The organism is Streptomyces sp. bgisy130 (assembly GCF_057708345.1).
The window spans coordinates 131,018-148,898 of sequence record NZ_JBYISA010000012.1; the positions used below are offsets into that span (position 1 = coordinate 131,018).

Annotated in this window: 17 protein-coding genes; 13 read left to right on the plus strand and 4 right to left on the minus strand. The window is 70.5% G+C overall.

The features are described from left to right. Window positions 1-410: 410 nt before the first annotated feature. The 12 genes from gdhA (at window position 411) to gatB (ending at window position 14,782) form a co-directional block, all read left to right on the plus strand. A complete protein-coding gene (gene gdhA / locus AC3EUV_RS18400) occupies window positions 411-1,790 on the plus strand; it encodes an NADP-specific glutamate dehydrogenase (RefSeq protein WP_435603364.1) in 1,380 nt (459 codons plus the stop codon). Between the two features lie 84 nt (window positions 1,791-1,874). Then, window positions 1,875-2,417, plus strand: a complete 543-nt coding sequence (locus tag AC3EUV_RS18405; protein WP_432142012.1) for an LOG family protein — start codon at window positions 1,875-1,877, stop codon at window positions 2,415-2,417. Between the two features lie 47 nt (window positions 2,418-2,464). Next, a complete protein-coding gene (locus AC3EUV_RS18410; RefSeq protein ID WP_432142013.1) occupies window positions 2,465-3,154 on the plus strand; it encodes an SDR family oxidoreductase in 690 nt (229 codons plus the stop codon). A 147-nt stretch (window positions 3,155-3,301) separates the two neighbouring features. Next, window positions 3,302-3,679 (plus strand): MarR family winged helix-turn-helix transcriptional regulator, encoded by a 378-nt coding sequence (locus AC3EUV_RS18415; RefSeq protein ID WP_432142113.1) that lies wholly within the window; start codon window positions 3,302-3,304, stop codon window positions 3,677-3,679. A 151-nt stretch (window positions 3,680-3,830) separates the two neighbouring features. Continuing rightward, complete coding sequence (locus tag AC3EUV_RS18420; protein ID WP_432142014.1) at window positions 3,831-4,985, plus strand: MFS transporter; 1,155 nt, start codon at window positions 3,831-3,833, stop codon at window positions 4,983-4,985. 173 nt (window positions 4,986-5,158) lie between these two features. Continuing rightward, window positions 5,159-6,172 (plus strand): methionine synthase, encoded by a 1,014-nt coding sequence (locus AC3EUV_RS18425; protein ID WP_432142015.1) that lies wholly within the window; start codon window positions 5,159-5,161, stop codon window positions 6,170-6,172. A gap of 31 nt (window positions 6,173-6,203) precedes the next feature. Continuing rightward, complete coding sequence (gene ligA, locus AC3EUV_RS18430; RefSeq protein WP_435603365.1) at window positions 6,204-8,420, plus strand: NAD-dependent DNA ligase LigA; 2,217 nt, start codon at window positions 6,204-6,206, stop codon at window positions 8,418-8,420. A gap of 156 nt (window positions 8,421-8,576) precedes the next feature. Then, complete coding sequence (locus AC3EUV_RS18435; RefSeq protein ID WP_432142017.1) at window positions 8,577-10,685, plus strand: putative bifunctional diguanylate cyclase/phosphodiesterase; 2,109 nt, start codon at window positions 8,577-8,579, stop codon at window positions 10,683-10,685. A gap of 537 nt (window positions 10,686-11,222) precedes the next feature. Then, window positions 11,223-11,519, plus strand: a complete 297-nt coding sequence (gatC, locus tag AC3EUV_RS18440; RefSeq protein WP_006602950.1) for an Asp-tRNA(Asn)/Glu-tRNA(Gln) amidotransferase subunit GatC — start codon at window positions 11,223-11,225, stop codon at window positions 11,517-11,519. 5 nt (window positions 11,520-11,524) lie between these two features. Next, a complete protein-coding gene (gene gatA / locus AC3EUV_RS18445) occupies window positions 11,525-13,018 on the plus strand; it encodes an Asp-tRNA(Asn)/Glu-tRNA(Gln) amidotransferase subunit GatA (protein WP_387237168.1) in 1,494 nt (497 codons plus the stop codon). Between the two features lie 5 nt (window positions 13,019-13,023). Next, a complete protein-coding gene (locus AC3EUV_RS18450; RefSeq protein WP_033266953.1) occupies window positions 13,024-13,257 on the plus strand; it encodes a hypothetical protein in 234 nt (77 codons plus the stop codon). A 16-nt stretch (window positions 13,258-13,273) separates the two neighbouring features. Beyond that, the gene (gatB, locus tag AC3EUV_RS18455) at window positions 13,274-14,782 is read left to right on the plus strand and encodes an Asp-tRNA(Asn)/Glu-tRNA(Gln) amidotransferase subunit GatB (protein ID WP_432142018.1); all 1,509 of its coding nucleotides are present in this window, start codon (window positions 13,274-13,276) and stop codon (window positions 14,780-14,782) included. Window positions 14,783-14,913: 131 nt separating this feature from the next. Here gatB and AC3EUV_RS18460 read toward each other — a convergent pair whose 3' ends face one another. After that, window positions 14,914-15,171 (minus strand): hypothetical protein, encoded by a 258-nt coding sequence (locus AC3EUV_RS18460; RefSeq protein ID WP_435603366.1) that lies wholly within the window; start codon window positions 15,169-15,171, stop codon window positions 14,914-14,916. Between the two features lie 70 nt (window positions 15,172-15,241). Between AC3EUV_RS18460 and AC3EUV_RS18465 the strand changes: the two genes are divergently transcribed. Beyond that, window positions 15,242-15,469 (plus strand): cadmium resistance transporter, encoded by a 228-nt coding sequence (locus AC3EUV_RS18465; RefSeq protein ID WP_435603400.1) that lies wholly within the window; start codon window positions 15,242-15,244, stop codon window positions 15,467-15,469. A gap of 155 nt (window positions 15,470-15,624) precedes the next feature. On the opposite strand, the gene AC3EUV_RS18470 is transcribed toward AC3EUV_RS18465, so the two are convergent. Genes AC3EUV_RS18470 through AC3EUV_RS18480 form a run of 3 tightly spaced genes read right to left on the minus strand, consistent with a single transcriptional unit; the run spans window position 15,625 to window position 17,800 of the window. Continuing rightward, window positions 15,625-16,629: an aldo/keto reductase gene (locus AC3EUV_RS18470; RefSeq protein WP_432142021.1), complete on the minus strand. Its 1,005-nt coding sequence runs from the start codon at window positions 16,627-16,629 to the stop codon at window positions 15,625-15,627. Window positions 16,630-16,646: 17 nt separating this feature from the next. Continuing rightward, window positions 16,647-16,970, minus strand: coding sequence for a DUF397 domain-containing protein (locus tag AC3EUV_RS18475; protein WP_432142022.1), 324 nt, complete (start codon window positions 16,968-16,970; stop codon window positions 16,647-16,649). After that, entirely contained in the window at window positions 16,967-17,800 is an 834-nt protein-coding gene (locus AC3EUV_RS18480) for a helix-turn-helix domain-containing protein (RefSeq protein WP_432142023.1), read from the minus strand. Before AC3EUV_RS18480 ends, AC3EUV_RS18475 begins: the two co-directional genes overlap by 4 nt. Window positions 17,801-17,881: the final 81 nt, after the last annotated feature.

Here is a 17,881-nt window from a genome sequence, read left to right on the forward strand (position 1 = left end):
AAGGTCCGGCGGCGAGGGGAGCCGGGCGGTGGGGCGCGTGGGCCGGACCAGGAGGTGGGGCGCCTGGGGCGGGCAAAGACCGCTGGTCAACTGTGAGCTCCCGCACAGCGGGCGGTGCGGGCGGCCGGTGCGCGCGAGCCGTCACCGGTGCGCTGACCTGCGGGCATGCGGTGGGGGAGGCCGGGCCGCGGGAGTCGGGCGATTGCGTACGTGAACGACGTGTCGTATATCCCACAGTCGATCGGCGGAGTGCCGCCAAATAGGGTCGGGAAAGCGACGGGACGTCAGCGGCTGTCGGGGCGTGAAATGGTGACGATAAGGACTGGCAAGGAGTTGTAGACCTTGTGAGGACTCGTCAGGGTCCGGACTGCAGGCGGCCTTTCCGCGGCCACGAAAGGGAACGGAAGTCAATGTCGACTGTTCAATCTGAGGTCAAGCCCGGTATTCATACCGCCGGGCCGGCGGCAGCCCTGTACGCCGAGCTGGTCCGGCGGAATCCCGGGGAGCCCGAGTTCCACCAGGCGGCACTTGAGGTGCTGGAGACGCTGGCACCGGTGCTGGCCGCCCGCCCGGAGTTCGCCGAGGCAAAGATCCTGGAGCGGATCTGCGAGCCGGAGCGGCAGATCATGTTCCGGGTCCCCTGGCAGGACGATTCCGGGGCGATTCACGTCAACCGCGGTTTCCGGGTGGAATTCAACAGTGCCCTCGGCCCGTACAAGGGCGGTCTGCGTTTCCACTCGTCCGTGAATCTGGGGATCGTCAAGTTCCTCGGCTTCGAACAAATCTTCAAGAATTCCCTTACCGGGCTCAGCATCGGTGGTGGTAAGGGCGGCAGCGATTTCGATCCGCACGGCAAGTCGGACGCCGAAGTCATGCGATTCTGCCAGTCGTTCATGACGGAGCTGCACCGTCATCTCGGCGAGCACACGGACGTACCGGCCGGCGATATCGGCGTCGGCGGCCGCGAGATCGGTTTTCTCTTCGGCCAGTACCGGCGGATCACCAATCGCTGGGAGGCCGGGGTGCTCACCGGCAAGGGACTGTCCTGGGGCGGCTCCAAGGCCCGTACGGAGGCCACCGGCTACGGCAATGTGCTCTTCACCGAGGAGATGCTCAAGCAGCGCGGCGAGGAACTGGACGGGCAGCAGGTGGTGGTCTCCGGGTCCGGCAATGTCGCGATCTACACCATCGAGAAGGCTCAGGCGCTCGGCGCCAACGTGCTGACCTGCTCGGACTCCGGCGGCTATGTCGTCGATGAGAAGGGCATCGACCTGGCCCTGCTGCGGCAGATCAAGGAGGTCGAGCGCGGCCGGATCAGTGCGTACGCCGAGCGGCGCGGGGTGTCGGCCACCTACGTCCCCGGTGGGCGGGTGTGGGATGTCGCGTGCGATGTGGCGCTGCCGTCGGCGACCCAGAACGAGCTGGACGCGGACGCCGCCCGGGTCCTGATCCGCAACGGCGTCAAGGCGGTCTCCGAGGGCGCCAACATGCCGACCACGCCGGAGGCGGTGACGCTCCTCAAGTCGGCCGGTGTGGCGTTCGGCCCCGGCAAGGCCGCCAACGCGGGCGGGGTGGCGACCAGCGCCCTGGAGATGCGGCAGAACTCCTCGCGTGAGGCATGGTCCTTCGAGCGTACGGAGGGCGAGCTCGCGACCATCATGCGCGGGATCCACCACCGCTGCTACGAGACCGCGGAGCGCTTCGGACAGCCGGGCGACTATGTCGCGGGCGCCAACATCGCCGGCTTCGAACGGGTCGCGGAGGCGATGCTGGATCAGGGACTGATCTGACCCGGGGCGGGTTCGGGGGTGGCGAGCTCGCGCTTGCTGCTCCCCCCACCCGTCACCCCTCCCGCCCGCTCGTAAAGTGACCGCATGAATATCTGCGTCTTCTGCTCCGCCGCCGATCTCGACGACCGCTATGTGGCCGCTGCCCGTGAGTTCGCCGAGCTGATCGGCCGGGGTGGGCATGCGCTGGTCTGGGGCGGTTCGGACACCGGTCTGATGAAGGTCATGGCCGACGGGGTGCAGGAGGCCGGCGGCAAGCTGATCGGCGTTTCCGTGGAGTTCCTGGCGCACAAGGCGCGCAAGGGCGCCGATGAGATGGTCGTCACCAAGGACCTCGCCGAGCGGAAGGCGCAGATGCTGGTGCGCGCCGACGCCGTCGTCATCATGGTCGGCGGTACGGGCACCCTCGACGAGGCCACCGAGATCCTGGAGCTGCGCAAGCACGGGATGCACAGCAAGCCGGTGGTGCTGCTCAACACCGCTGGTTTCTATGACGGGTTGAAGCAGCAGTTCCAGCGGATGGAGGCGGAGGGCTTTCTGCCGCTTCCGCTCACCGACCTGGTCTTCTTCGCGGAGGACGGCGTCGGCACGCTTGCCTACCTGGAGGAGAAGGCGGGCCTCCAGGGCTGAGCCGCCGGGCCCCGCGTCCGGCCGTCCCGCTCGTTAGGATCGGGCCCATGGGTACGCACTTGATCACGGGCGCAGGGTCGGGCATCGGAGCGGCGGTCGCACGGCGGCTCGCGGACCGCGGGGAGGACCTGTGGCTGCTGGCGCGCAACGCGGTCCGGGCCAAGGAGCTGGCCGCGCAGTTCCCCGGCGCCCGTACGCTCGTCGGTGATCTCGCCACCCCCGAGAAGCTGTCCTGGGCCTTCGGTCAGCAGCCGCTGCCGGACCGGATCGACTCCCTGGTGCACAGCGCGGGCGTGATCGAGCTGGGCCTGGTCGCCGATCTGCCGGCCAAGTCCTGGCAGCGGCAGCTCGCCGCCAACCTGGTCGCGCCCGCCGAACTTACCCGGCTGCTGCTGCCGCTGGTGCGCGCCGCCCAGGGGCACGTCGTCTTCGTGAACTCCGGGGCCGGGCTGAGCGCGCGTGCCGAGTGGGGTGCGTACGCGGCGACGAAGCACGGCCTGAAGGCGCTGGCCGACGCGCTGCGGGCGGAGGAGCACGACAACGGGGTCCGGGTCACGTCGGTCTATCCGGGGCGTACGGCCACGCCGATGCAGGAGAGCACCCATCGGCAGGAGGGTAAGGAGTACGACCCGGCGCGCTGGATCGACCCGGAGTCGGTCGCGACGGCCATTCTCACGGCCATTGACCTGCCGCGGGACGCGGAGATCAACGATGTGTCGGTGCGGCCCGGCCGCTGAGGCCCGGGGCCGCTCCGTCGGCGGTTGTCCACAGATTTAGTCCGGGTACCGCTGGTTTCCGCCACGGCGACGTACGCTGCATGAGTGACCATAGAAGCGAAGGCGACCGCCGCGGCGGGGTGCGGGTTCCGGGAGATACGGGGGCTCGTGACGGAGCTGAGCCGCCGGCTCGACGCCCATCAGCGCAGCCGGGTCGCCGAGCTCGATCTGACGCCGACGCAGGCCAAGGCGCTGGAGGAGCTCGGCGAGCCGAGGACGGCGCGGGAGCTGGCCGTGGTGCTCTGCTGTGAGCCGCCGAATGTCACCTATGTCATCTCCAAGCTGGAGAAGCAGGGCATGGTCGTGCGCCGGCCGCATCCGCTGGACGGGCGCGCCAAGCAGCTCGTACTCACCGCGGAGGGGCGGGAGTTGCGGCTCGATCTGCTGCGGCGGATGGGCACCGCCTCGCCGCTCGATCATCTTTCGCACGAGGAGCGGGCCGCGTTGCGCGATGGCCTGCTGAGGGCGCTGGGGCGGGGCGACTGACCGCTCGCGGGGGCTTGTTGCGCCGCCACTGCCGGGGCCCCGGGATGCACACCCACACCGCATCCCGGGGCCCCGGCGTTTTCGTATGCGTTCAGTAAAGCTATAGCTGTAACTATTGTCGCCGGCGATGGCTACAGCTTTAACTAAATCCGTGATCAGTGAGCAGGCCGCGCCGCACGTACCGCCGCGCGAGGACGGGACGACCGCCCCGGACCAGGACCAGGACCAGGGTCAAGACCGGACCCGACTACAGCGCCAGGACCCGACACCACCACCCCACCGCTCTCGCGACGGTGTCCAACTCCTCGTCCTGGCCCTCGGGTTCGTGATGGCGAGCCTGGACACCGGCATCATGAACATCGCCGCGAACGATCTGCGGTCCCGGCTCGGACTGACCATGTCCGGCCTCACCTGGGTCGTCGACGGCTATGTCCTCGCCTTCGCCGCGCTGCTGCTGCTCGCCGGTTCGCTGGCCAAGCGGTTCGGCGCCCGCCGGATCTATCTCGTCGGGCTCGCCGTGTTCACCGCCGCGTCCCTGCTGGGCGCCGTCGCGCCGAACGGTGCCGTTCTGGTGGCGGCGCGCTTCGTCCAGGGGCTCGAGGGGCCCGGCAGGGGCTGGTCCGCGCCGTACGTCCTGGGGGCGTTCGCGGTCGCGGCGGTCGCGCTGGCCGGTTTGCTCGTCCGTGAACGGGTCGCGCGTACCCCGGTCCTGCCGGTCTCGCTCTTCGCCGACCGCGGTTTCACGGCGGCCAATGTGGTGGGTTTCCTCTTCAACTTCGCCTTCTACGGGGCGCTGTTCGTCCTCGGCCTCTTCCTTCAGGGCGCGCGCGGGGCGAGTCCGGTGACGGCGGGGCTCCAGATGCTGCCCGCCGTCCTGGTCCTCCCGTTCGGCAACATGCTCTACGCCCGGTTCGGGCCGCGGCTCGGCGACCGGACCGCGCTCACCGCCTCCCTGGCGCTCTCCACCGTGGGTTACGTCCTGTTGTTCCTGATCCTCGCGCCCGGCCTGCCGTACTGGGTGCTCGCGGTGGTGCTCGCGGTCGCCAACCTCGGCGGCGGGGTCAGCTCCCCGGCGCTGACCGGGGTCCTGATGGCGGCCGCCGGCCGGGAGCACGCCGATATCGGCAGCGCGACCCTCAACGCCAACCGCCAGATCGGCTCTCTGGTGGGTATCGCCGGTATGGGCGCGGTGCTGACGGGGGCGGGCGGCGGCCACCAGGGCGCGGCCTGGGCCTTCGCCCTGACGGCGGGCGCGCTGGCGGTCGCGGTCGTGGCCGGCCGGACGGGCCTACGCACCCGGACCTGAGCGGCGTCCATGGTCCGGCGTGCGGGACGTACCCGGGCCGGTGGAGCGGGGCGTACGCACCGGAGCGTGACCGCCGTACGCATCCGGGCGGGACGGCCCTCGGCGCCGGGGGCCGTCCCGGGCGCGCACACCTGGCGCACCCGGCTCCGCACACCGGCGCATACCCTTCCTGGGTGAGCGAGAACAGCACGCAGAAGTGGACCGCGGGCGCCGCGACCGGGATCGGATCGATGCCGGGCGGTGACGCGCGGGAGGCGGCCAAGACCGTCACCGGATCGCTGGAGACCTTCCCGTATCTGCCGGAGCTGCCGGCCCGGGGACCCGGCGCCGACATGATCGGCCGGACCCTCGGGATGCTGGTCGAGGTCTACGGCCATGTGGAGCCCAGTGGCTGGCGGATCAGTGACCGGCCCGGACGGGACACCCGGCGGGCCCACTCGTGGCTCGGGGAGGATCTCGACGCCCTGGAGGAGTTCACCCAGGGCTACGAGGGTCCGCTGAAGGTCTCCGCGGTCGGCCCGTGGACCCTGGCCGCCGCCCTGGAGCTGCGCAACGGCGAGGCGGCCCTCGGTGACCCCGGGGCCCGCCGGGATCTTGCGGCGTCCCTGGCGGAGGGGCTGCGCGGCCATCTCGCGGACGTACGGCGGCGGATCCCGGGCGCGCGGGTCGTGCTCCAGCTCGACGAGCCGTCGTTGACGGCGGTACTCCAGGGCCGGGTGAAGACGGCGAGCGGCTACCGCACCCACCGGGCGGTGGACCGGGCGGTCGTCGAGGGAACGCTGCGTGATCTTGTCGCGGTGGCGGAGGGCGGCCCCGTGGTCGTCCACTCGTGCGCGCCCGAGGTGCCCTTCGGGCTGCTGCGGCGGTCCGGCGTCACCGGCGTCTCGTTCGATTTCTCGCTGCTCACCGAGCGTGAGGAGGAGGCGATCGGGGAGGCCGTCGAGGGCGGTACGACGCTGTTCGCAGGCGTGGTGCCGGGCGTGGACGGCCGATTGTCAGACCCTGCCGGTAGCGTCATGGGTGTCAGGACGCTGTGGCGCAGGCTGGGGCTGGCGCCGGGGACTCTCAGCGAGTCCGTGGTGATCACTCCGTCGTGCGGACTGGCGGGCGCTTCGCCCGCTTATGCCCGCTCTGCTCTCGCCCATTGCGTCCGGGCGGCGAGATCACTCGCAGACAACCCTGAGTGACCGCACTCAAGGACCACGGGAGGACAAGACGGTGGCTGGCGAACAGCACGCAGCGGAATCCAATGTGCCCGCAGCGGCGCGGGAGAAGCACGCGCAGCTCGCTGAGCAGATCGAGGAGCATCGCTTCCGGTATTACGTGAAGGATGCCCCGGTCATCAGTGACGCGGAGTTCGACAAGCTGCTGCGCTCCCTGGAGGCCCTGGAGGACGAGCACCCCGAGCTGCGCACGCCCGATTCCCCGACCCAGAAGGTCGCCGGGGCCTATGCCACGGAGTTCACCGAGGTCGAGCACCGCGAACGGATGCTCTCGCTCGACAACGCCTTCGACGACGAGGAGTTGGCGGGCTGGGCCGAGCGGATCGCCGGTGAGCTGGGCGGCGACCCCAAGAGTGCCAAGTACCACTTCCTGTGCGAGCTGAAGGTCGACGGTCTCGCCGTCAACCTCACCTACGAGCAGGGCAGGCTGACCCGCGCCGCCACCCGCGGCGACGGCCGTACGGGCGAGGACATCACCCCCAACGTCCGTACGATCGCCGAGATCCCGCACCGCCTGAAGGGCGACACGATCCCGGACCTGGTCGAGGTGCGCGGGGAGGTCTTCTTCCCGATGGAGAAGTTCCTCGCACTCAACGCGCGGCTGGTGGCCGACGGCAAGCCGCCGTTCGCCAACCCCCGTAACGCCGCGGCCGGTTCGCTGCGCCAGAAGGACCCCAAGATCACCGCCAGCCGCCCGCTGCACATGGTCGTCCATGGCCTCGGTGCCCGCGACGGCCTGGAGATCGACCGGCTGTCGGAGGCGTACGACCTGCTCAAGGAGTGGGGCCTGCCGACGGCCACGCACAACAGGGTCGTCGACTCCCTGGCGGACGTGCGGGAGTTCATCGGCCATTACGGCGACGCCGAGACCCGCCGTACGGCCGTTGAGCACGAGATCGACGGCGTGGTCGTCAAGCTGGACGAGATCCGGCTCCAGGGCCGGCTGGGCTCGACCTCGCGGGCGCCGCGCTGGGCGATCGCCTGGAAGTACCCGCCGGAGGAGGTCAACACCAAGCTGGTCGACATCCGCGTCGGCGTCGGCCGTACGGGCCGGGTCACGCCGTATGCCGTGGTCGAGCCGGTGACCGTGGCCGGCTCCGAGGTGGAGTTCGCCACCCTGCACAACCAGGACGTGGTCAAGGCCAAGGGCGTGTTCATCGGGGACACCGTCGTCATCCGCAAGGCCGGCGATGTCATCCCGGAGATCCTCGGCCCGGTCGTCGATCTGCGGGACGGCAGCGAGCGGGAGTTCGTGATGCCCGCCGAGTGCCCCGAGTGCGGGACGGCGCTCCAGCCCGCCAAGGAAGGCGATATCGACCTGCGCTGCCCCAACGCCCGCGCCTGCCCCGCCCAGATCCGTGAGCGGCTGTTCTACCTCGCCGGCCGCAAGTGTCTGGACATCGAGAACTTCGGCTATGTCGCGGCGACGGCACTCAGCCAGCCGCTGGAGCCCGCGGAGCCGCCGCTGAGGGACGAGGGCGATCTTTTCGGCCTCTCCATCGAGCAGCTGCTGCCTATCAAGTCGTATGTCCTCGACCCCGATTCCGGTCTGCCCAAGCGCGACCCGAAGACCGGCGAGGAGAAGGTCGTCACCTTCTTCGCCAACCAGAAGGGCGAGCCGAAGAAGAACGCCCTGGCCATGCTGGAGAACATCCAGGCGGCCAAGCAGCGCCCGCTGGCCCGGATCATCACCGGTCTGTCGATCCGGCATGTGGGCCCGGTCGCGGCCGAGGCGCTGGCCCGGGAGTTCCGCTCGATCGACCGCATCCGGGAGGCGGACGAGACGGAGCTGGCCGCCGTCGACGGGGTCGGGGGCACCATCGCCGCCTCGCTGAAGCAGTGGTTCGCCGTGGACTGGCACCAGCAGATCATCGAGAGCTGGCGGGCCGCGGGCGTCCGAATGGAGGAGGAGCAAACGGGTGATGAGGGCCCGCGGCCACTCGAAGGCGTCACCGTCGTGGTAACGGGCACACTTCAGTCACACACCAGAGATGGCGCGAAAGAGGCCCTCCAGAACCTCGGAGCGAAGGTGACCGGTTCCGTTTCGAAGAAGACCGGATTCGTAGTGGTGGGCGACAACCCTGGTTCGAAGTACGACAAGGCCATGCAGTTGAAGGTCCCCGTGTTGGACGATGATGGCTTCGCGGTGCTGCTGGAGCAGGGTTCTGACGCAGCGCGAGCCGTAGCTGTCACTCCACCTGAGGAGGAGTGAGGTGTCACCTCATCGGCGCATACCAGATTGATCCGCGACGCCGGGTCGCATTCGGGCAACCGTCGTGGATGGCTGCCCGTCGCGGCCTTCCGCGGCCTACTGTTGAGGAGTGCGCCTGCCGTGGCGCGGGCACAGCCGGCTGTGAGAGGGATCGGAATGAAACCGACCGACAGCGCCGCTCCGGCGTCGCGGCTCCGGCGGCTCGTCGTGCCCGCGCTGCCCGCGACCATCGTCACCGTGGCGGGCCTCGCGCTCGCCACGGGCGTCATCGTGACCCTCGGCGAAGGTGACGCTCTGTTCCCCGGCCGGGCCGTGGGCTGGTCGCTGGCCATCCTCACCGGCATCATCGTCGGCCACCTGGTCGCCCTCGGCCGGGACCGCTGGTGGGGCGGCACGGGCTCCGGCGCCGCCCTCGCCCTCGCCGTCCTGCTGCTCTACGGCTGGCTGCCCGCCGTCCTCGTCAGCCTCTCCGTGGTCGTCCTGGTCGGCGCCGCCCGGCGGCACCGCTGGCGACAGGCCGTGGTGCACGGCGCCGTGGACATCCTCGGCCTCGGCACCGCGGCGCTCGGCCTCGTCGCCTTCGGTGTGGCCTCCAGCGTCCGCCACCCCTGGGCCCCGTCGTCCTGGAACCTCTCCGTCCTCCCCGAAGTCGTCGTCACCGCCGCCGGCTACCTCCTGGTCAGCCGCGGCCTGCTCTGGGTCAGCCTCACCCCCCGCACCGGCCAGCTGCCCGCCATCCCCCGAACGGCCGTGGTCCGCCAGGCACTCGTCGGCATCGCACTCCTCGGCATCTCCCCGCTGATCGCCGTCTGCGCCATCCACGCCCCCCTGCTGCTGCCGCTGTTCGCGGTCCCGCTGATCGCGCTGGACTCCACCCTCTGGATAGCCCGCGCCCGCGCCGAGGAGCAGCTGCGCGACCCGCTCACCGGCCTGCCCAACCGCCAGTGGCTGCTGGAGCGCACCTGGACCGCCCTGGACGACGCCGAGCGCGTCGGCGCCCGCTCGGCGCTGGTCCTCATCGACCTGGACCGCTTCCGCTCCGTCAACGACACCCTCGGCCACCTCGCCGGCGACCGTCTGCTGCTCCAGATCGCCGACCGCCTGCGGCACGCCCTCCCGCGCGGCGCCGAGGCGGCCCGGCTCGGCGGTGACGAGTTCGCCGTCCTGCTGCCCACCACCGACTCCCTCACCAGCTCCCAGCGGGCGGCCCGCCATCTCGTCGCCGCCCTCGGCTCCCCGCTGGACCTCGACGGACTGACCCTCGTGCTCGAAGCCAGCGCGGGGGTCGCCGTCTTCCCCGACCACGCCCTCGACGCCGAGGGGCTGCTGCGCCGCGCCGATGTGGCGATGTACCAGGCCAAGCGCGATCGCAGCGGTGTCGAGCTCTACGAGGCCAAGCGGGACGGCAACACCCCTGACCGGCTCGGCCTGTTGGGCGATCTGCGCCGCGCCCTGGACGCCGGCGACGTCGAGCTGCACTACCAGCCCAAGGTCGGCTTCGACGGCCATGTCGCCGGGCTGGAGGCGCTGGTCCGCTGGGTGCACCCGGACCGCGGCCGGGTGCCACCGGACGAGTTCATCGCCATCGCCGAGTCCTCCGGGCTGATGCCCCGGCTGACGGAGTACGTCCTGGAGACCGCGCTCGCCCAGGTGGCGCGCTGGCGCGCGATGGGCCTGGAGGTGCCGGTCGCCGTCAATGTCTCCCCGCGCGATGTGCACTCGCCGGGCTTCGCCGGAGCGGTCGCCGCGCGCCTCGCCCGGCACCGCGTCCCACCCGGCGCCCTCCAACTGGAGATAACCGAGCATGTCCTCCTGGAGGACCCGCAGCGGGCCGCCGACACCCTCGCCGGGCTCACCGCGCACGGCGTCAAGATGTCCCTCGACGACTTCGGGACCGGCTACTCCTCCCTCGTCCACCTCAGGCGCCTCCCGGTCAGCGAGCTCAAGATCGACCGCTCGTTCGTGGCCCGGCTGGCCGTCGACACCGAGGACGCGGAGATCGTCCGCTGCACCCTCGACCTCGCCCACTCCCTCGGCCTCCTGGTCGTCGCGGAGGGCGTCGAGGACGACGAGACCTGGGAGCGGCTGCGTGACCTCGGCTGCGACGCCGTACAGGGCTGGCTGGTGGCCGCGGCGATGCCACCGGACGAAACCACGGCCTGGCTGAGAGCCCGCGGCGAGCGAGGCTGGCAGCGCGAATCGGAAACGGCCGCCCTGGCGGCGGAGAAGGCCGCCGAGCGCCCTTCGGGACAGGTCCTGAACTGACCCGGCCACTGGCCGTCCCTTGTCCCCGCTCCGAAGAAGACCCCGCGGAAGCCCTCCCGGAGGCCGCGGCACCGCACGAGGCACCGCACGAGGCACCGCCCGCGGCGCCGGTTGACGGTGAGACGTCCACCGATCCCGGCGGCGCCGAGCGCGACACCGACGTGCCCGAGGCCACCGATGCCAGGGCCGACGCTGTCCGGGCCACCGATGCCACGGCCACCGATGCCAGGGCCGGCGATGCCACGGCTGACGATCCCCCCGGCCAGGTACCCGAGGCGATCAACCCCCCGGCCGACGATCCCCCCGGCGGCCCGTCGCCCGGCGACCACTGACCGGCCGTCGCACGCCGGGCCACCGACCGCTGACCGGCCGCCGCACGACGGGCCCCCGCCCGCCGCGCGACGGCCCACCGGCGGGCCCGGCGCCCGCCGGAAAGGCCCCGCGCAATTCCCATGCAGGTACGCCAGGGGAATGCGAATAGGATTGGGCCCGCATATACAGCCAAGAACACTCCGAGAACCAGCAGAGGATCGCTGCATGCCTGGCATCACGCGCGAGGAGGTCGCCCACCTCGCCCGGCTGGCACGTCTGGAGCTGAAGGCCGAAGAGCTCGACCACTTCGCCGGACAGCTCGACGACATCATCGGCGCGGTCGCCCGCGTCTCCGAGGTCGCCGATCAAGACGTACCGCCGACCTCCCACCCGCTGCCCCTGACCAACGTCATGCGGCCGGACGAGGTCCGTCCGTCGCTGACCCCCGAGCAGGCGCTCTCCGGCGCCCCGGCCCAGGAGCAGCAGCGTTTCAAGGTGCCGCAGATCCTGGGGGAGGAGTGACCGACATGGCAGACCTGATCAAGCTCACCGCCGCCGAGATCGCGGCGAAGATCGCCGCCGGTGAGGTCACCGCCGTCGAGGTGACCGAGGCCCATCTGGCCCGCATCGAGGCCGTCGACGAGAAGGTGCACGCCTTCCTGCACGTCGACCGCGAGGGCGCGCTCGCCCAGGCCCGCGCCGTGGACGAGAAGAAGGCCCGCGGCGAGAAGCTCGGCCCGCTGGCCGGTGTTCCGCTCGCGCTGAAGGACATCTTCACGACGGAGGGCATTCCCACCACCGTCGGCTCGAAGATCCTCGAAGGCTGGCTCCCGCCGTACGACGCGACGCTCACCAAGAAGCTCAAGGCCGCCGACGTCGTCATCCTCGGCAAGACCAACATGGACGAGTTCGCCATGGGGTCGTCGACGGAGAACAGCGCCTACGGGCCGACCGGCAACCCCTGGGACCTCACCAAGATCCCCGGCGGCTCCGGCGGTGGCTCCAGCGCCGCCCTCGCCTCCTACGAGGCCCCGCTCGCCATCGGCACGGACACCGGCGGTTCCATCCGCCAGCCCGCGTCCGTCACCGGCACGGTCGGCGTCAAGCCCACCTACGGCGGCGTCTCCCGCTACGGCATGGTGGCCTTCTCCAGCTCCCTGGACCAGGGCGGCCCCTGCGCCCGTACGGTCCTGGACGCCGCGCTGCTCCACGAGGTGATCGCCGGGCACGACCCGCTCGACTCCACCTCCATCGACGCGCCCGTCCCGCCGGTCGTCGAGGCGGCCCGCAACGGCAGCGTCGCGGGCATGCGCGTCGGTGTCGTCAAGCAGTTCCGCGGCGAGGGCTACCAGGCCGGTGTCATCCAGCGCTTCGACGAGTCGGTCGCGCTGATGAAGGAGCTGGGCGCCGAGATCGTCGAGCTGGACTGCCCGTCCTTCGACCTCGCGCTGTCCGCGTACTACCTCATCGCGCCCTCGGAGTGCTCCTCCAACCTGGCCCGCTTCGACGCCATGCGCTACGGCCTGCGGGTCGGCGACGACGGCACCAAGTCCGCCGAGGACGTCACCGCCCTGACCCGTGAGGCCGGCTTCGGTCCCGAGGTCAAGCGGCGGATCATGCTCGGTACGTACGCGCTCAGCTCCGGCTACTACGACGCGTACTACGGCTCCGCCCAGAAGGTGCGGACGCTGATCACCCGCGACTTCGAGAAGGCCTTCGAACAGGTCGACGTGATCGTTTCGCCGACCACGCCGACCACGGCCTTCCCGATCGGCGAGCGCGCCGACGACCCGATGGCGATGTACCTCGCCGACCTGTGCACGATCCCCACCAACCTGGCAGGCAACGCGGCCATGTCGCTGCCCTGCGGTCTGGCTCCCGAGGACGGGCTGCCGGTGGGCCTTCAGATCATCGCTCCTGCCATGGCCGACGACCGGCTCTACAAGGTCGGTGCCGCGGTCGAGGCCGCGTTCACCGCCAAGTGGGGCCATCCGCTGCTCGAGGAGGCACCTGCACTGTGACCGCCATGACCAAGAAGGCCAAGAACTTCAAGAAGTCCAAGTCCGGTCTGTACCTGTCGATCGGCAGCACCGCGTTCGGCGCCATCAGCGTCGCCAAGCAGGCCAAGCTGGCCCGCAAGGAGAACGACACGCTCCGCCTGATCGACGCCGCCGTTTCGGCCGCGGCGATCGTCACCGGCCTGGCGATCCTCTACCGCGAACTGAAGCGCCTGGGCGACGACGACGTCCTGCTGGGCTGAGAGGGAAAGTTTCACCGTGACTGTCACTGACCTGGTGTCGTACGAGGACGCCCTCGCGACGTACGACCCCGTCATGGGCCTGGAGGTCCATGTCGAGCTCGGCACCAACACCAAGATGTTCTGCGGGTGTTCCACGGCTCTCGGCGCGGACGCCAACTCGCAGACCTGCCCGACCTGCCTGGGCATGCCCGGCTCGCTGCCGGTCGTCAACGCGATCGGCGTCGAGTCCGCGATCAAGATCGGCCTGGCGCTGAACTGCTCCATCGCCGAATGGTGCCGCTTCGCCCGGAAGAACTACTTCTATCCGGACATGCCGAAGAACTTCCAGACCTCTCAGTACGACGAGCCGATCGCCTTCGACGGCTACCTCGACGTACAGCTGGAGGACGGGGAGATCTTCCGGGTGCACATCGAGCGCGCCCACATGGAGGAGGACACCGGCAAGTCCACCCACATCGGCGGTGCCACCGGCCGTATCCACGGCGCCCGGCACTCGCTGCTGGACTACAACCGCGCCGGTATCCCGCTCATCGAGATCGTCACCAAGCCCATCGAGGGCGCGGGCGAGCGGGCCCCCGAGGTCGCCAAGGCGTACGTCGCCGAGCTGCGCGAGCTCATCAAGGCGCTCGGCGTCTCCGAGGCCCGGATGGAACAGGGCCAGATGCGCTGCGACGTGAACCTCTCGCTGCGCCCCAACGGCACCGAGAAGTTCGGTACGCGTTCGGAGACCAAGAACGTCAACTCCCTGCGCTCCGTGGAGCGTGCGGCCCGTTTCGAGATCCAGCGCCATGCCGCGGTGCTGTCCTCCGGCGGCACGATCGTCCAGGAGACCCGGCACTTCCACGAGGAGGACGGCTCCACTACGGCCGGCCGCATCAAGGAAGAGGCCGAGGACTACCGCTACTTCCCCGAGCCGGACCTGGTGCCGGTGGCCCCCTCGCGTGAGTGGGTCGAGGAACTGCGGGCCACGCTCCCCGAGCTGCCGCGGGTCCGCCGCAACCGGCTGCGCGAGGAGTGGGGCATCTCCGAGCACGACATGCAGTCGATCCTCAACGCGGGCGCGGTCGACCTGATCACCGCCACCGTCGACGCCGGCGCGGACTCCGCCTCGGCCCGTAAGTGGTGGATGGGCGAGCTGGCCCGCCGCGCCAACGAGGACGGCGTGGACCTGGCCGCCCTGCCGATCACCCCCGAGCAGGTCGCCCGGGTCACCGCGCTGGTCGCCGACGGCTCGCTCAACGACAAGCTGGCCCGCCAGACCATCGAGGGTGTGCTGGCCGGCGAGGGCGACCCGGACACCGTCGTCGAGAAGCGCGGTCTCAAGGTCGTCTCCGACGAGGGCGCCCTGGGCACCGCCGTCGACGAGGCGATCGCCGCCAACGCCGCCATCGCCGACAAGATCCGCGGCGGCAAGGTGGCCGCGGCCGGCGCCCTGGTCGGCGCGGTCATGAAGGCCACCCGGGGCCAGGCGGACGCGGCCCGCGTCCGCGAGCTGATCCTGGAGAAGCTGGGCGTCGAGGGCTGACGCGCCACTTCGTGCACGACGGTGAGCGGCCGTCCTTCCCGGGCACTCCTCGGGAGGGACGGCCGCTTTCCGCTCACGGCAGGCGAGAACGCCCGGCTGCCCGTCCCGCGGCGCGCCCCGCCGGGCGGCGTTCACTCCGCGAAGAGCCAGCCACCGCCGAAGACCGCGACCAGCAGCGTGGCACCAGCCGTGAGCGTCATCCACGCCCTCTCCTTGCGCCACCCGACCACCGCGAGCACGGCGCAGCAGACCAGCACCAGATCCGTCACGAGGAGCTCCACGCGGGCCGCACCCTTGGCGATGCCGATGACGGTCGCCACCGTGACCAGCAGCGCCATCCCGCTGGTCCCCAGCGCGATACGGCGTGGGTAGTCGTTCCTGATCAACACTGTTTCGAGATCCTTCCCTGGGGTCCGGGCGCTCTGTGGGGGCAGGGGACAGCACGGAGCCTCGGCCAACATCGGCGTCTACGTGCCCGTCTTCGCCACCGCCGGCATCGGTGGCATGACGGTGTACGCCGTGGTGTTCCTCGTGCTGGTGGCTGTGTGGTGCTTCGCGGGCCGGTTCTTCGCCACCCGACCCGTCATCGCCAAGGCCCTCGCGCGCTGGGGTCACATCCTGCTGCCGCTGGTCCTGATCGCCATCGGCCTGCTCATCTTCATCGAGGGCGGCGCCTTCGGCCTGTAACCCCAGTGGTACGTCACCGAGTTCGCCCCCGGCGTTGCCCGGTCTCCTGAGCCGGACGGCGGCGGGGGCGGCGGGGGGCAGCGGGGGCGGAACCTGACGGGGAGGGGACGGCACATTCCGGGCGCGGCCCGACGGTTGCCGCCCCCCTGCCCGGCTCAGTGGCCCAGACGTTCCAGGGCGGCGAGCGGGTAGCGTTCCCCCGCCACGGCGCCGTCGGGCACGGCCGCCCGGAGCAGGGCCAGCTGCTCCGCGCTCAGCTCGGTCCCGGCCGCCGCCGCGTTCTCCTCCAGGTAGGTACGGCGCTTGGTGCCGGGGATCGGCACGATGTCCTCGCCCTGGCCGAGCAGCCAGGCGAGGACGGCCTGGGCCGGGGTGCAGCCGAAGGACTCGGCGGTGGTCCGCACGGCCCGGACCAGGCGCAGATTGCGGTCGATGTTCTCCTCGGCGAACCGCGGCCAACGCCGCCGGGCGTCCTCGGCGGTGAGATCGTCCCGTGCGGCGAGCGCGCCCGTCAGCATGCCGCGCCCGAGCGGCGAGTACGCCACGATGCCGATGCCCAGCTCCCGGCAGGTCGCCAGCATTTCGCCCTCCACGACCTCGCGGGTGAAGAGGGAGTACTCCAGCTGTACGGCGCTGATGGGGTGGACGGCGTGCGCCCGGCGCAGGGTCTGCGGGCTGACCTCGCTGAGGCCGAGGTGGCGTACGGCACCGTCGGCGACGAGCTCTGCCATCGCGCCGACCGTCTCCTCGATGGGGACGGCCGGGTCGCGGCGGTGCAGGTAGTAGAGGTCGATACGGTCCGTGCCGAGGCGGCGCAGCGAGGCGTGGCAGGCCGCGCGCACCCAGGCGGCGGAGGAGTCGACCGCGTTCACCCGCCCGGTGGCGGCGTCGTGCCGCAGCCCGAACTTGGTCGCGAGGACGAGCCCGTCCCGCACCGATGCCGTACGGCTGTGCAGCCAGCGGCCGAGGAACTCCTCGTTGGCGCCCCGCCCGTAGGCGTCCGCGGTGTCGAGCAGGGTGATGCCGAGCTCGGCCGCGCGGTCGAGCGTACGGAGCGATTCGGCGTCGTCCGGGACGCCGTACGAGGTCGACATCCCCATACAGCCGAGGCCGAGGGTCGAGACGGTGGGGCCGTGCGTTCCCAGCTGCCGGAGCATCATCGTCACTTCCGCGCCCGTCAGTTGGCGACGTCGGCCAGAAACGCGGACCAGGCGGCGGCGCTCAGGGTGAGTATCGGGCCGTCCGGATTCTTGGAGTCGCGGATGTGTATGGCGGAGGGGCAGGTGGAGACTTCGAGGCAGTCGCCGCCCTCGCTGCCGCTGTACGTGGACTTGCGCCAGTCGTAGGCCACTTCGATGCAGTTGCCGCCCGCGCTGCCGCTGTAACTCGACTTCCGCCATTCGTAAGCCGCTTCGAGGCAGTTGCCGCCTTCGCTGCCGCTGTAGGTGGACTTGAACCAGTTCAGTCCGTGAGAGAAGTGCTGGGCTGCTGTGCTGGTCATGACTCTCCTAGCAAGTCGTCCAGCAGGCTCTTCGTCTCCTCAGGGGTGAGGGCCTGCGATCGCAGCATCCCATATTTCTGTTGGTACGCACTGACCTCATCCGGGTCGTCGACCAGGAAGCTGATCCGCTGGGCTTCGATGTAGGCGAGGTGCTCGTGGTCGGGTGTCTCCAGCAGGATCAGTGGACCATCCAGGGAGGCGTGGGTGTGTCGGGACGTTGGCATGATCTGGAGTCCCAGGAAGGGGAGTTCGGCGCACGAGCGGAGATGGCGGAGCTGGGCGCGCAGGATCTCGGGGCCGCCGACCGGCCGGTGGAGCACCACCTCTTCCAGGATGAAGTTGAGCATGGGCAGCGGCTTTTTGCGCTCCAGCAGTTTCTGTCGGCTGATGCGTCCCGAGAGCCACACCTCGGCTCGTTCCTCGTCCAGCGGTGGGTAGAGCGAGTCGAAGGTGGCTTGTGCGTACGCCTCCGTCTGCAACAGCCCCGGAACCACCTGGTTCTGATACGACAGCAGCGTCAGCGCGGCCTCCTCATGCTCCACCAGGTCCTGTACGAACGCGGGCAGCTTCTCCCGCTCCGGAACCTTCGCCACCGCGACCGCCAACGCGCCCTTGGTGTCGAGGATTTCGTCCAGGGTCTCGGCCAGGTCGAGCTTGAGCGGTCGGCGGCCTTGCTCGATGGAGCCGATGGTGTCCTCGTGGAGCCCCACCCGCTCGGCCAGTTCGGGCTGGGTGATGCGGGCGGCCCGGCGGAAATGACTCAGCAGGGCGCCGATGACGTGCCAGGAAGTGATTTTCTTCGGTTTGTTCGCCTTGTTCGCCTGGTGCATGCGCTCTGCCTTCCCCTCCCAGTGACGGCATGACACAGCCAGAAGTCGTACAGCGGATCTGTACGACCTGACACTGTGGTC